General features: G+C 69.6%; 10 protein-coding genes and 1 tRNA gene. 6 read left to right on the forward strand and 5 right to left on the reverse strand.

Annotated elements, in window-relative coordinates; translation table 11 throughout:
- Positions 1 to 213: 213 nt before the first annotated feature.
- Positions 214 to 1,071: a DUF6551 family protein gene (locus ACF1A5_RS12695; protein WP_392192848.1), complete on the reverse strand. Its 858-nt coding sequence runs from the start codon at positions 1,069 to 1,071 to the stop codon at positions 214 to 216.
- Positions 1,072 to 1,348: 277 nt separating this feature from the next.
- Between ACF1A5_RS12695 and ACF1A5_RS12700 the strand changes: the two genes are divergently transcribed.
- Positions 1,349 to 2,539 (forward strand): HNH endonuclease, encoded by a 1,191-nt coding sequence (locus ACF1A5_RS12700; protein WP_392192849.1) that lies wholly within the window; start codon positions 1,349 to 1,351, stop codon positions 2,537 to 2,539.
- 196 nt (positions 2,540 to 2,735) lie between these two features.
- Here ACF1A5_RS12700 and ACF1A5_RS12705 read toward each other — a convergent pair.
- A tRNA-Arg gene (locus tag ACF1A5_RS12705) sits at positions 2,736 to 2,808 on the reverse strand.
- Positions 2,809 to 3,128: 320 nt separating this feature from the next.
- On the opposite strand from ACF1A5_RS12705, the gene ACF1A5_RS12710 reads away from it, so the two are divergent.
- From ACF1A5_RS12710 to ACF1A5_RS12725, 4 genes are all read left to right on the forward strand, one after another.
- The gene (locus ACF1A5_RS12710; protein ID WP_392192850.1) at positions 3,129 to 4,739 is read left to right on the forward strand and encodes a dynamin family protein; all 1,611 of its coding nucleotides are present in this window, start codon (positions 3,129 to 3,131) and stop codon (positions 4,737 to 4,739) included.
- Positions 4,740 to 5,288: 549 nt separating this feature from the next.
- Positions 5,289 to 7,025 carry a GTPase gene (locus ACF1A5_RS12715; protein WP_392193117.1) on the forward strand — a complete coding sequence of 579 codons (1,737 nt, stop codon included), beginning with the start codon at positions 5,289 to 5,291 and terminating at the stop codon, positions 7,023 to 7,025.
- Positions 7,026 to 7,364: 339 nt separating this feature from the next.
- Complete coding sequence (locus tag ACF1A5_RS12720) at positions 7,365 to 7,829, forward strand: single-stranded DNA-binding protein (RefSeq protein ID WP_392192851.1); 465 nt, start codon at positions 7,365 to 7,367, stop codon at positions 7,827 to 7,829.
- Positions 7,830 to 8,164: 335 nt separating this feature from the next.
- Positions 8,165 to 9,532: a Cys-Gln thioester bond-forming surface protein gene (locus tag ACF1A5_RS12725; protein WP_392193118.1), complete on the forward strand. Its 1,368-nt coding sequence runs from the start codon at positions 8,165 to 8,167 to the stop codon at positions 9,530 to 9,532.
- Positions 9,533 to 9,682: 150 nt separating this feature from the next.
- Here ACF1A5_RS12725 and ACF1A5_RS12730 read toward each other — a convergent pair whose 3' ends face one another.
- The 3 genes from ACF1A5_RS12730 to ACF1A5_RS12740 all read right to left on the reverse strand — a co-directional run bounded on the left by ACF1A5_RS12730 (position 9,683) and on the right by ACF1A5_RS12740 (position 11,549).
- Positions 9,683 to 10,042: a TIR domain-containing protein gene (locus ACF1A5_RS12730; RefSeq protein ID WP_392192852.1), complete on the reverse strand. Its 360-nt coding sequence runs from the start codon at positions 10,040 to 10,042 to the stop codon at positions 9,683 to 9,685.
- Between the two features lie 405 nt (positions 10,043 to 10,447).
- The gene (locus ACF1A5_RS12735; RefSeq protein WP_392192853.1) at positions 10,448 to 10,852 is read right to left on the reverse strand and encodes a DUF6416 domain-containing protein; all 405 of its coding nucleotides are present in this window, start codon (positions 10,850 to 10,852) and stop codon (positions 10,448 to 10,450) included.
- 163 nt (positions 10,853 to 11,015) lie between these two features.
- Positions 11,016 to 11,549 carry an HAD domain-containing protein gene (locus ACF1A5_RS12740; protein WP_392192854.1) on the reverse strand — a complete coding sequence of 178 codons (534 nt, stop codon included), beginning with the start codon at positions 11,547 to 11,549 and terminating at the stop codon, positions 11,016 to 11,018.
- A gap of 232 nt (positions 11,550 to 11,781) precedes the next feature.
- Here ACF1A5_RS12740 and ettA point away from each other — a divergent pair, with 232 nt between their 5' ends.
- Entirely contained in the window at positions 11,782 to 13,446 is a 1,665-nt protein-coding gene (gene ettA, locus ACF1A5_RS12745; RefSeq protein WP_392192855.1) for an energy-dependent translational throttle protein EttA, read from the forward strand.

Genomic DNA, 13,446 nt, shown 5'->3' on the forward strand with positions numbered 1-13,446 from the left:
AGGATCAGGGCCAGTGCGGTTGTTCACTGTTTTAGGGATTCCGGCGGTAGATCCAGTGCGAGGCCGCGGACAGCACCACACTGCGCATATGGACCGACGCCGTCGTCACGTGATCAGGGGAACACCGCGCGGTTAGCAGGCCAAGCTTGGCCAGCTCTGACAGGAAGGGCCGCGTGCCCCGCGCCGCAGGTGAGCACGAGACACACCGTGGCGCTACTCGAAGATGTTCGGGACAGGGATGCGATTGACGCGGCGGTTAGCGTTCCAGGCGGAAGCAACCGCCAAGTGAGCGGCCTTGAGGCGACCCTTGGTGCCGTCGGCGCGGGTGTTGTTGTTGGTAGCGATGGTCTGAATCTTGGCCTTGAAGGCCGTGGGATCGCCTTGGCGCTTGAGCTTCTGCGCCAACTCCTTGGGGTTCAGCTCATCGGAGTGCTTGGACATCACCGTGGCTATCCCGCCGATGGTGACGGAGTGCCAGGTGTCGGCGGTCCGGCCCCAGGCGTCTTCGGCAATGGTGAGCGACAGGTCCAGCATCTCGGGGCCGTGCTCCATGACGATGCCGAGGATTCCCTTAATGCCGCGCACACCGCTGGCCGAGCTGCTGCCAACCTTGAGCTGGTGCTTCTCCAGGACGGTGTTGGTGTCCACGAAGAGCGGGTGCCCAGCCAGCACACCGATCCTGAACTCGTCGTTTGGGCCGACCTTCGAGGACTCCTTGTTCTTGATGATGAACAGCGACGCCTCGTTGGCCATCGAGAGGTCGAAGTGAACCTCGCAGTGGATGCTTTGGACGGCGTCGCGAACCTTCTCCGGAACCGAGACCTTGCCAGTCAGAATGAGCTGGCAGGCGAAGACGCGGTGCATGCCGTCCACCGCGTACTGGCCATCCCCACGCTGAGAAAGGATCGGCGTCCCGAGAGCGGTGGGGACCAGCTTCTCAGCGATGGCTTGCGCACGGGCCTTGTTGAGGTTGCGCTGCGCGCGGGGGTCGAACTTGATGGTCCTTGGGTCCACCTCGATGTACTTAATCGGGTGGTCCGGGATGTCGTAGCTGTAGTCCTTGCCGGACAAGGCTTCTCCTCTTGTGTCAGCACCCCAATGGGGGTGACGGCGACACATGTCAGCTCCCGGATGCGGGAGACGGCGACTAAGCGGTGATCAGGCTATCGGACAACTGGGCTACTTAGAGCATGAGTTCGCGGATTGTGGCGGGCCACGAGCAGGTGGGAGGCATGGCCGTGGGCGGGATCCTCGCTGAGATCGGCCTCCCGCTCGACAGGCAGACGAACAGACGCCCGGAAGTCGAAGTTAGTAGGCTCGCGTGGCCAGACGAGACCAGGGGTGGGCTGTGAGAATCAAGGACCTGACCAGTGCCGCAGCGGTGGAAAGGGCCCTCGCCGAGTATGACAGTTTGGGAGGGCAGGGCTTCCGGGGGAAGTACAAGTTCGGGCCGTCGACGCAGTACTACGTCAGCCACGGTGGCCGGCTCTACGACGCCAAGGCGATCGCCGGCGTCGCTTACGGGTACCAGCATCCGAGCGATGGCGCGCTGTTGAACCATCAATTCGATGGCGGTGAGGCGGGTGCGAACCCGGTGCTTCGCGCCATGGGGTTCGTGGTTCTCAACAGCCAGTCGGGGACTGTGGACGCGGAGCGGGAATGGCGCATGGCTGTATGGGAGAACCTGCTCGCACGCCGAGACAGCTCAGGGCTTGTCACAGCGGACGCCGTTCGCGCGGTGGGCGCGTATGGCAACTTCCGGGGCATCTGGGCAGACAAGTCCCGCACCCAGAAGATCCATCCCGACGGCGTGACGATCGGGCTCAAGCACACCGGCCAGCACTACCCCGATGACCTGGACGAGAACGGAGTGCTCTACCACTACCCGGTCACACGGCAACGGGGTCGCGACCTCGGTGAAGTCAACGCCACGAAGGCAGCTGCAACGCTTCGGCTTCCCCTGTTTGTGATCACTGAGCATGGCAATCTCCGCGGCGTAGAGCTCGCGTGGGTCGAAGGCTGGGAGGACCAGAGCAGCCTGTTCTTGGTCAAATTTGGTGAGGCCCCGCCCGTACAAGTCCTGGACCATGACCGCTCGGAAGAGCAGCCGTTCCAGCTCGAAGGCAACAGGCGCCGCCAGCGAAACGGGACCGTGGTCGCACGACCGGACCAGGCACGCTTCAAGCTCGAAGTGTTCCAGCGGTACGGCCCATGCTGTCCGCTCTCAGGGATCGCGATCCCCCAGATGGTTGAGGCAGCGCACCTTCGAGGCGACGCTGATGGCGGGACCTCCGATGCCCGCAACGGCCTGCCGATGAACGCGGCGCTTCACAGGGCCTTCGACGCCCACCTCTTCGCCATTAACCCCGACACTTTGAGTGCAGAGGTACGTCCTGGTGGTCCGAGCTTGGGGGATATGGGCATCGTGCATCCGAAGCTCACCCTGGACCGTCTGCCGCACCCAGAGGCACTGAGATGGCGCTACAACGAGTGGCTGCGCTGCACTGGCCGTGAAGGGGAAGTGTCAGCCGATCTCTAGCCGGCCCCGGCCCCGGCCCTGCTGGCCCGGCGAACTTCTCCGCGTATTCACCGCAGCCCCCCGCAGAAACTCGGTTACGGCCGGACAGCGCCGGACCTGCCCCGCCATCACTGGGGAAGGGGCCGGCGCTCTTCTGTCTTGCCTGCACCTGCTCTGAGCAGCGAAAACGCCCTCCCGGTGGGAGGGCGGTGGAAGGCGCCCCCGGCAGGACTCGAACCTGCGGCCAAGCGCTTAGAAGGCGCCTGCTCTATCCACTGAGCTACGGGGGCCGGTGCGGTGGCCTCTGTCGTGGTGCCCGGGTGCGGGCTGATCCGTGACGTCGCCGGGGACAAGGATAGGGCTCCCGGCTCCTTGTCCCTGTTGCTTCGCCTCCGTGGCTCAATGTGGAGGTTCGGTGAAGCGGTCCTGATAATCGCAGGCAGGTACGAATCGTGCACCGCTTTTGGCGTCTGGCGCACCGGGTGTTGTGCACTCGTTATGCCTGGACTGTACCCGCGTCCCAGTCATCCCTTCCGTCCGTTGTGTTCGGTCGGCGCGCAGACATGCTCATATGCTTCAGAATTCCCCTAAAATTGGGCATTCTTCCCATGTGGTGACCTTGGACGTACGGCCTCAGCTGCTCGACGCACTCTCCGCCCTGCGCGACCGTGTCGCCGCCGCACGCTTTCCGCTGCCCCTCCCCGGGGCTCCACGCGCGCGTGCCAACCGCGACGAACTGCTCGCCCAGCTCGACGACTACTTGGTGCCCCGGTTGAGACACCCCGAAGCGCCCTTGCTGGCGGTTGTCGGGGGTTCCACCGGCGCAGGCAAGTCGACCCTCGTCAACTCCCTCGTGGGCAGACGGGTCACGGAGGCCGGAGTGCTGCGCCCGACGACCCGGACCCCGGTGCTCGTCTGCCATCCGGACGATCACCACTGGTTCAGTGGAGTGAGGATCCTGCCCCACCTCGCGCGCGTGTGGCTGCCCCGGCAGGACCCCGGGGACGACCCGCCGACGGCAGCGGAGGACGACACCACCCGCGTCCTGCGCGTGGAGACCGTCGACACCCTGCCGCCGGGCCTCGCGCTCCTCGACGCCCCCGACATCGACTCGCTGCTCGCCGAGAACCGCGTCCTCGCCGCGGAGCTCGTCTGCGCGGCCGACATCTGGGTCATGGTCACCACGGCCGCCCGGTACGCCGACGCCGTCCCCTGGCACCTGCTGCGCACCGCCAAGGAGTACGACGCCACGCTCGTCACCGTGCTGGACCGGGTGCCGCACCAGGTCGTCTCCGAGGTCTCCCGGCAGTACGGGGCGCTGCTCACCAAGGCCGGGCTCGGGGACGTACCGCGGTTCACCGTGCCCGAGCTGCCCGAGTCGGTCTGGGGCGCGGGGCTGCTGCCCGCCTCCGCCGTGGCGCCGCTGCGCACCTGGCTGGCCCACCAGGCCCAGGACCCCGTGGCCCGGCAGCACACCATGGACCGCACCGCCCACGGGCTTCTGGACTCGCTGAAGGCCCGCCTGCCCGAGCTGGCCGGTGCGTCCGCCGCCCAGTACGCGGCCGCCCTGCGGCTCACCGCCGCCGTCGACAGCGCGTACGACACCGAGTACGCGCGTGTGCGGGGGCGGTTGCGGGCCGGGGCCGTGCTCGCCGGGGACGCCCTGAAGCGGTGGCGCGCCTTCCCCCTCGACTGCACCGCGAGCGAACTGCTCGACGCTCTCGTGGAGAGCCTCAGCTCCCTCCTGCTGTGCGCCGTCACCGCCGCCGACGAACGCGTCGACGACGCCTGGCGCCGCGAGCCGGCGGCGGGCGCGCCCGGTCTCTCCGATCCCGACTTCTCTCTGCGGGACGCCGAGCACCGCATCGGGATCGCCGTACGGCGGTGGCGGCGGGAGCTCGAGGAGGTAGCCGAGGACGAAGTGCGCGGGCACGACCGGAGCCCCGCACCGGATCCCGAGGCCGTCGCCGCCCTCGTCGCCGCCGGCCTGCTGGGCCGCCGCCGGGCGCGCACCGCCGGCGAGGGGCTCGCCGAGCGGATCGGCGCCCATGGCGCGCTGCGGCTGCGCGAGCGCGCCGCACGGCTGCTCACCGACCACCTGGACCGCGTGATGCACACCGAACGCGAGCGGCGGCTGGCCCCGCTCGACGTCCTGGAGGTGCACCCGGAACCCCAGGCCGAACTCATTGCCGCGCTGTCCGTACTGCTGAAGGAGAGATGACCGGTGGCCGCCGTCACTGACCAGGACCGCAGGGAGCACGCCGATCGGACGGAGGGCTTGGTTTCCGAGGACACGAAGGGTGCCGGGGATGTCAGGGACACCGGCGGTGCCAGTAGTGCCAGTAGTGCCAGTGGCGCCGGCGGTGTCGGAAGCGGGCCGCCCGGGCAACGGACGCCGGGCGCGGGAGGACGCGACGCGACCCGGGCCACTCGGGCCACGGCGGCCGACGACTCTGGAACGGACGCCTCGGGAACGGACGTCCCGGGGGTGGGCGGCCCGGAGACCGAGCAGCCCCGAGCACGAGCCAAGGACGCCCCCGCGCGCGTGCACCACGACGTGCACGACCCGCACGGCCTGCACGACCTGAAGGACGGCGACGGGCACGCGCGTGCGCGGAGGAGCGAGGCGATCGGCCTCCCAGGAGCCGCCCGTCCCGCGTGCGACCCGCCGGGCGGTGCCGAGCTCTCCCGTACGACGGGCGACTCGGCGGGGGGCGACGAGCACACGCGCGTGGGACAGCACGGGCCGCACGCCGACAGCCGTGCGCGCGTGCAGGACGACGGCTCCGCCTCCGGCAGTACGGAGTCCACCGACGTCTGGGACGACGGCCTCATCGCGCGGCGCGTGACGGAGAGCGCCGCCCCCGAGCACGTGCCCGCCGCGGAGACCCGGGTGCCCGGCCCGCTGCCGGTGCCGCCGCTGGCGTACGACGGCCCGTTGCGGTCGCGGCTGGACGCGCTGCGCGAACTGGTGGGCCTGTCCCGCACCCGGCTCGACAGCCGCACGCTGGCCGAGGCCGGCCGCGTCCTCGACGAGGCGGCGGCGCGGCGGCGGTTGTCCGGGCAGCACACCGTCGTGGCCATCGCGGGCGCCACCGGCAGCGGCAAGTCGCAGCTGTTCAACGCGCTCGCCGGGGTGGCCATCTCGGAGACCGGCGTACGGCGGCCGACCACCGCAGCCCCCATCGTGTGCAGCTGGAGCGACGGCGCGGCGACCCTCGTCGACCGGCTCGGCATCCCGGGCCGGCTGCGCAGACGCCCGGTGCAGAGCCCGGACGCCGACCCGCAGCTGCGCGGCCTCGTCCTGGTCGACCTGCCCGACCACGACTCCGCCGCCGTGCAGCACCGTGAGCACGTGGACCGCATCCTCGGGCTCGTCGACGCCGTGATCTGGGTCGTCGACCCGGAGAAGTACGCCGATGCCGTGCTGCACGAGCGCTACCTGCGGCCCATGGCGGGCCACGCGGAGATCATGTTCGTCGTCCTCAACCAGATCGACCGGCTGCCCGGGGAGGCCGCCGACCAGGTCCTCGACGATCTGCGGCGCCTCCTGGACGAGGACGGGATCGCCCTCGGGGAGTACGGCGAGCCGGGCGCGACGGTGCTGGCGCTGTCCGCGCTCACCGGGGACGGGGTCGGCGAACTGCGGGAGGCGATCGGCCAGTTCGTGGCGGAGCGCGGGGCCGCTGCCCGGCGGATCTCCGCCGATGTGGACGCGGCGGCCGAGCGGTTGCGGCCCGTCTACGCCGCGCGGCGGCGCGCCGGACTCAGCGAGGAGGCACGCGAGGAGTTCGCGGCGCGGCTGGCGGACGCCGTCGGCGCCACCGCCGCGGGCGACGCCGCCGAACGGGCGTGGCTGCGCAATGCCAACCGCGCCTGCGGCACCCCGTGGCTCCGGCTGTGGCGCTGGTGCCACGCCCTGCGCGGGGCCGCCACCGGGCGCCACGCGGTGCGCACGCAACCGGACGAGGAGGCCACGGCCCGGCAGCGCGTCGAACAGGCGGTGCGCACGGTGGCCGACCAGGCCGCGACCGGCCTGCCGGCGCCCTGGGCCCAGGCGGTGCGGGAGGCCGCCGTACGCGGGGCCCAGGGGCTGCCCGAGGCGCTGGACGAGCTGGCGACCCGGGCCGGGCTGCCCCCGGGGCGGCCGCCGCGGCCGGGTTGGTGGCCGGCGGCGGTGCTCGGGCAGGCCGCCATGACGCTCCTTCAGATTCTCGGCGGCCTGTGGCTGGTGGGCCAGATCGCCGGTGTCATGGCGCCGAACCTGGGCGTGCCGGTGCTGCTCATGCTCGCGGGCATCGCCGGCGGTCCGCTCGTCGAGTGGAGCTGCCGGATGGCGGCACGCGGCCCGGCCCGGCGGTACGGCCAGGAGGCGGAACGCCGGTTGCGCGAGGCGGCGGCAGGATGCGGACGGGCCCGGGTGCTGGATCCCGTGGCGGCGGAGCTGCTGCGATACCGGGAAGTGCGGGAGCAGTACGTACGGGTGCTGGGGTCGGGGGCGGGATGAGCCGGCGGGGGCGGTAGAAGTACGAGGTCTTCGGCGTACGAGGTCTTCCACGCACGCCGTGTTCGACGTACGAGGTCTGCGAAGTACGGAGGGGACGGGACGACGTACACATACACCTCCCGGGACGAGGGGGCCGTGGGCCGGCCGTCCCCCGTACGGGTGGCGGAGTTTTCCACAGGCAGGTGACGGTCCACAGGGCTCAGCGGGCTCGTCCCGGCGGAGGCAGTCTGGTGGCGCGGCGATCGCGACGGACGCGGTCGGCGCGGCGGACGCAGCCGTACGGGACGGGCCCGTACGTGTGTCGGCCCGGCGAGCGGCCGGGCGAGGGAGGGACTCACGATGAACGAGACAATGGTCTGCGCAGTGGGGAACGTGGCCACGCAGCCGGTGTACCGGGAGCTGGCGTCGGGCGCGGCGACGAGGTTCCGGCTCGCGGTGACCTCGCGCTATTGGGACCGAGAGAAGAGCACGTGGACGGACGGGCACACCAATTTCTTCACGGTGTGGGCCAACCGCCAGCTCGCCACGAACGCGATGGCCTCGCTGAACGTGGGCGACCCGGTCGTCGTGCAGGGCCGGCTCAAGGTGCGTGTGGAGAGCCGGGACGGCCAGAACCGGACCTCGGCCGACATCGACGCGGTGTCGATCGGCCACGACCTCGCGCGCGGCACGTCCGCCTTCCGGCGCTCGGGCAGGCCCGAGCCGGGCCCGGCGGCCTCGCCCCGGCAACCGCCCGAGCCGGCATGGGAGACACCTGCGGCCGCCGAGGGCCGGCCGCAGGCGGAACCGGTTGCCGTGACGTGACGTCGGAGAGGTGCCGAGACTCCCCGGCCGAACCGCGGCTCGTCGACGAGCGCGCTCGGGAAAGCTCCCGTGGCCCTGCCGATGTCCTCTGCTCGCAAAGGGTGTTGGCGATAACGATTCCGATTCGGATCAGCCATCCGAGCATATGACGGGGGGTGGCGCTGCGGGTGATCTCTAGGATGCCGGACATGGTCCTCGGGGCCTGAAGATTCTGCTGGTGGGACCGTGCCCCCCACGTCAACGGGTCCTGCTCGAAGGGGAATTCTGTGTGTGCTTCGTTCTCTGCGCCGCCCGCGGGCAGGCGAGGGGTGGCGCGTCTCGCCGCCGCGACCCTGATGACCGGGCTCGTCGCCGCCGGCGTGCTGACCGCCGCCGGCCCGGCCGCCGCGGGCACGGCACCGCAGAGCCAGGGCGGCGCGACCGCCACCATGGGCGGCCTGAAGACCTACGGCACCGCAGTCGTCCACGACGACGGCGGCGACTACCAGGTCTCCGCGGGCCTGTTCGAGATGTTCGTCGACGGCGGCGGCATGCTGCAGACGTACTGCGTCGACCTGCACAACCCCACGCAGCGGGACGCCAAGTACCACGAGACGCCGTGGAGCGGCTCCTCGCTCGGCACCAACAAGGGCGCCGGGAAGATCCGCTGGATCCTGCAGCACTCCTACCCGCAGGTGAACGATCTCGCGGCACTCGCCGCCAAGGCGGGCGTCACCAACCTCACCGAGCAGGACGCGGCGGCCGGCACCCAGGTGGCCATCTGGCGTCACTCCGACGGCGCGCGCGTCGACGCGCTCGACCCGCGGGCCGAGAAGCTCGCGGACTACCTGGACAAGAGCGCCCGCGACCTGCCCGAGCCCGCGGCCTCGCTGACGCTCGACCCGCCCGCCGTCTCCGGCCACCCCGGCGGCCGGCTCGGCCCGGTGACGGTCCACACCAACGCGAACGCCGTCACGATCACGCCTCCGGCGGACGCCGCCGCCAGTGGCGTGCGGATCGTCGGCAAGGACGGCAAGCCGGTCACCTCCGCCACCAACGGCAGCCAGATCTTCTTCGACGTGCCCGAGGAGACGTCCGGGGACACCGCGCACGGGCCGGGCGACGCGGCGGGATCCGCGGAGCTGACCGTGCAGGCCTCGACGACCGTGCCGGTCGGCCGGGTCCTCACCTCCGACAGCCGCAGCCAGACCCAGATCCTGGCCGGCTCCAGCGAGTCGACGGTGGCGGCCACCGCGAGCGCCACCTGGGCCGGCGGGGGCGCGATACCCGCGCTGTCCGCGGCGAAGGACTGCGTCAAGGGCGGCGTGGACATCACCGCGGCCAACAAGGGCGACGAGGCGTTCGCCTTCGAGCTGATGGGCGTCGAGCACAGCATCGCCGCGGGCGCGTCGCAGAGGGTTCTGATCCCGTTGCGGGAGGACCAGGCCTACGACTTCACGATCAAGGGACCCAACGGGTTGGGGCAGCGCTTCACGGGTGTCCTCGACTGCCGGATCCAGGGCGGCGCGGGCGGGACGGCCACGCAGACGCTCAGCGAACCGGGCCCCGCGACCGTGGGCGGCACCGCCGGCGGCACCAACCTCGCCGACACGGGCGGCACCAGCACCACACCCCTGATCGCCGCCATAGGGCTCAGCCTGCTGATCCTGGGCGCCACGGCCCTGAGCATCGTCCGCAAGAAGAAGGCCCCGACCCAGGACTGAGCGGCGCCCGCCGCATCACCTGTGGACCTCGGAAACCGCCGGGGTTCGCCCGGCCTCCTCGCTCTAGCCCCCGGACGGCCTGGGAGGTTCCGCTGCCCGGACCACAGGGCGGGCACGCCGAGAGGGTGCGACTCCCAGGCCGCGTTCCCTTCATTCCTTGTTGCGGGCACGGAACACGTTGGCCTTGCAATCCGCCGCGAGGTCCCACGCACCCATGCTGTTCCCTCTCTCCAGGAACCGTGTCACCTCCGACCGGCAGGCGGGGCTGCGGAACAGGCTCGGCGTAACGATGACCAGCAACAGGGTCACCGCGTCCAGTGCTTCGTCGATGCGCTGCTGCCAGTTCTGGCCCCAGGCGACATCGTTGCGATCCTGGAAGATCGCGAACTCCTCGCCTGTCTGTGCCCGCACCTCGGCACCAAGCCGTTCCCTGAACTGGCTGAGCAGGCCGTCATCATGCTGATCGTTGAAACGGACATAGCTCATGAACGCCGCAGGCTGACCGGACACGCCGTACCTCCCCCATCACGGTTTGCAAATCCTGACACACAGTGAGTCGTGACGTGTCCGATTCCTACCGGCCGGGATCTCCAAGCGATGTACAACAGCGCGGTACCGCTCCCCCAGCGACTGTCCCCGTCAGGTAGCGCCTCCCCGGGCGTCATAACGGCCGGTATGACCGTCGCTAACCCATCTGGCTAGAGCTACGGATCAGAAGGCTCCTGACATCCATGACTGACATCAACGACGCCGGACGGGGGCGCACGCCAGTGGCTCTGTCCGGCTGTCGCTCCAGTCGACAACAGCGGCCGGAGCGGGCTCGTATCGAACTCCTAAAGCGGTGCTCAGCGTTAGCCGGCTCAGGCCGACGCGGTAAAGCCGCCTAACTGGTGGACGCCGGCGCCTGTGCCGGAGTCACTGGCCGAGCTGAGCGGCCAGGAACACCGCCGCCACCGAGGGGCGGACTGCGTACGTTGCGCCCGCGCTCCCCTCAGGAGCTTCCCACCAGTAGAACGGAAGCCGCCGCCCGCTGTTGTTGTGTCCCTTGCTCATTCCCCTCACCACGCCTGCCACGCGCTGTGCCGGAGCGCCCTCATTTGGACCGCCCAGGGCCATATCCACCAGCTCCGTGCAGTGGATCTTCCGGCCAGGGTTGCGCAGCAGGTACGCGAGCATCTGCCGGGCCTGCGGTGCGAGTTCTGCCAAGAACCTTGTGGCGCGCTCCAAGTCCTCCGGGCCCCATTCGGGGGCACCGTAGTGCCCCTCTTCGCCAGAGTGCTCAGCCCATCGCGGATCAACCTCAGGCAGATACTCCGTCATGCCCGCCCCCAACAGTTCGTCCCTAGCGTGTGTGTCGTTCGCACCGTACAGATCCGCCAGGACACTAGGTGTCGAATCCGTGTCGAAGTTCTACCGGCAGGCGGCTCAGCTGGGGAAGAGGGACAGGTCAAGAGGAGGTCGGGACGCAGCCACAAAGCGCCTTCTACGCGCCTGCCCCTCGGTTCGCCTCCAGCGCCCCGAGCCAATCGGCGAGTACCGAGAAGTCGGCGTCTTCCAGGCCCTTGGTCGGGTCGACGCGGCGAAGAAGCGACGGCCCAGGATGTTGGGTAGCGACCCACAGGCGGTCCATGCTGCTGATCTCGTCGTCGACCCAGATGAACGGCCGGCGGTTGGCCCACTCGACGAGATGAGGGGTCTTCCAGTGCAGGCCCCGCGGACTGCTGTCGGTACAGGCGTCCGGCCACTCGACGACGGGTAGCCGTGGTAGTCCGATGCGTGGGGCGACGGCCTCGTTTGCCTCTTCCATCCATGTCGACGCCCACACGAGATCACAGCGCAGTGCCGTGAGGCGCGATCCAAGATCAGGATCAAGACGCCCAAGCAGGGGGTTTCCCTGGTCGACGGAAACCTCAGAGTCGGAAGCCGGGGCTTGCAGGCTGCTGGATGCCGCCCCGAACGGGATGAGGGGTCCGTCGACGTCGAGAAAGAGGATGGGGCGCTCCGCTGCGCTTGTCACGGCCGCACCATAGCCCCACATGGCAGGGCGTGACACTCTCAGTCCTGGGCCGTCTCCGGGCCGTGCGAGGGTGCCCGAGGTCGACCGAAGGTGACAGGCGAGTCCAGGGCAGCCGCAAGGAAACCCCAGGTCAGAGCCCCCCGACCTAACGGGTTTCCGCTCAGGGGTGGCGGTCAGGCAAGATGGGGTGTATCTGCCCACTGCCAGATTTCAAGCTGCCGGACGGTTTCTCTTGGCTGAGTTCATTTACACCATGCGCAAGGCGCGCAAGGCGCACGGCGACAAGGTGATCCTCGACGACGTCACCCTGAACTTCCTTCCGGGTGCGAAGATCGGCGTCGTCGGCCCGAACGGTGCCGGTAAGTCGACCGTGCTGAAGATCATGGCGGGGCTGGAGCAGCCCTCCAACGGTGACGCCTTCCTCTCGCCCGGGTACAGCGTCGGCATCCTGCTGCAGGAGCCCCCGCTGAACGAGGAGAAGACGGTCCTGGAGAACGTCCAGGACGGCGTCGCCGGGATCAAGGGCAAGCTCGACCGGTTCAACGAGATCGCCGAGCTGATGGCGACCGACTACTCGGACGCGCTGCTCGACGAGATGGGCAAGCTCCAGGAGGACCTCGACCACGCCAACGCCTGGGACCTCGACGCCCAGCTCGAGCAGGCCATGGACGCCCTCGGCTGCCCGCCCGGCGACTGGCCCGTCACCAACCTCTCCGGTGGTGAGAAGCGCCGTGTCGCGCTCTGCAAGCTGCTGCTCGAGCAGCCCGACCTGCTGCTCCTCGACGAGCCCACCAACCACCTCGACGCCGAGTCGGTGAACTGGCTGGAGCAGCACCTGGCCAAGTACGAGGGCACCGTCGTGGCGATCACCCACGACCGGTACTTCCTGGACAACGTCGCCGAGTGGATCCTGGAGCTCGACCGCGGCCGCGCCTACCCCTACGAGGGCAACTACTCGACGTATCTGGAGACCAAGGCCACCCGCCTCAAGGTCGAGGGTGCCAAGGACGCCAAGCGGCAGAAGCGTCTGAAGGAAGAGCTCGAGTGGGTGCGGTCCAACGCCAAGGGGCGTCAGGCCAAGTCCAAGGCGCGCCTGGCCCGCTACGAGGAGATGGCCGCCGAGGCCGAGAAGATGCGGAAGCTGGACTTCGAGGAGATCCAGATCCCGCCGGGCCCGCGTCTGGGCAGCGTCGTCGTCGAGGTCAGCAAGCTCAACAAGGCCTTCGGCGAGAAGGTCCTCATCGACGACCTCAGCTTCACCCTGCCGCGCAACGGCATCGTCGGTGTCATCGGCCCGAACGGCGCCGGCAAGACCACCCTGTTCAAGATGATCCAGGGCCTGGAGACCCCCGACTCGGGCGACATCAAGGTCGGCGAGACCGTCAAGATCTCCTACGTCGACCAGAGCCGCGAGAACATCGACCCGAAGAAGACGCTGTGGGCCGTCGTCTCCGACGAGCTGGACTACATCAACGTCGGCCAGGTCGAGATGCCCTCGCGGGCGTACGTCTCCGCCTTCGGCTTCAAGGGCCCGGACCAGCAGAAGCCGGCCGGTGTCCTCTCCGGCGGTGAGCGCAACCGCCTGAACCTGGCGCTCACCCTGAAGCAGGGCGGCAACCTGCTGCTCCTCGACGAGCCCACCAACGACCTCGACGTCGAGACCCTGTCGAGCCTGGAGAACGCGCTGCTGGAGTTCCCCGGCTGCGCCGTGGTCGTCTCCCACGACCGCTGGTTCCTGGACCGCGTGGCGACGCACATCCTCGCCTACGAGGGCGACTCCAAGTGGTTCTGGTTCGAGGGCAACTTCGAGTCGTACGAGAAGAACAAGATCGAGCGGCTCGGCCCCGACGCGGCCCGTCCGCACCGCGCCACCTACAAGAAGCTGACCCGGGGCTGA

The organism is Streptomyces sp. NPDC014864, assembly GCF_043081525.1.
Taxonomy (GTDB): Bacteria; Actinomycetota; Actinomycetes; order Streptomycetales; family Streptomycetaceae; genus Streptomyces.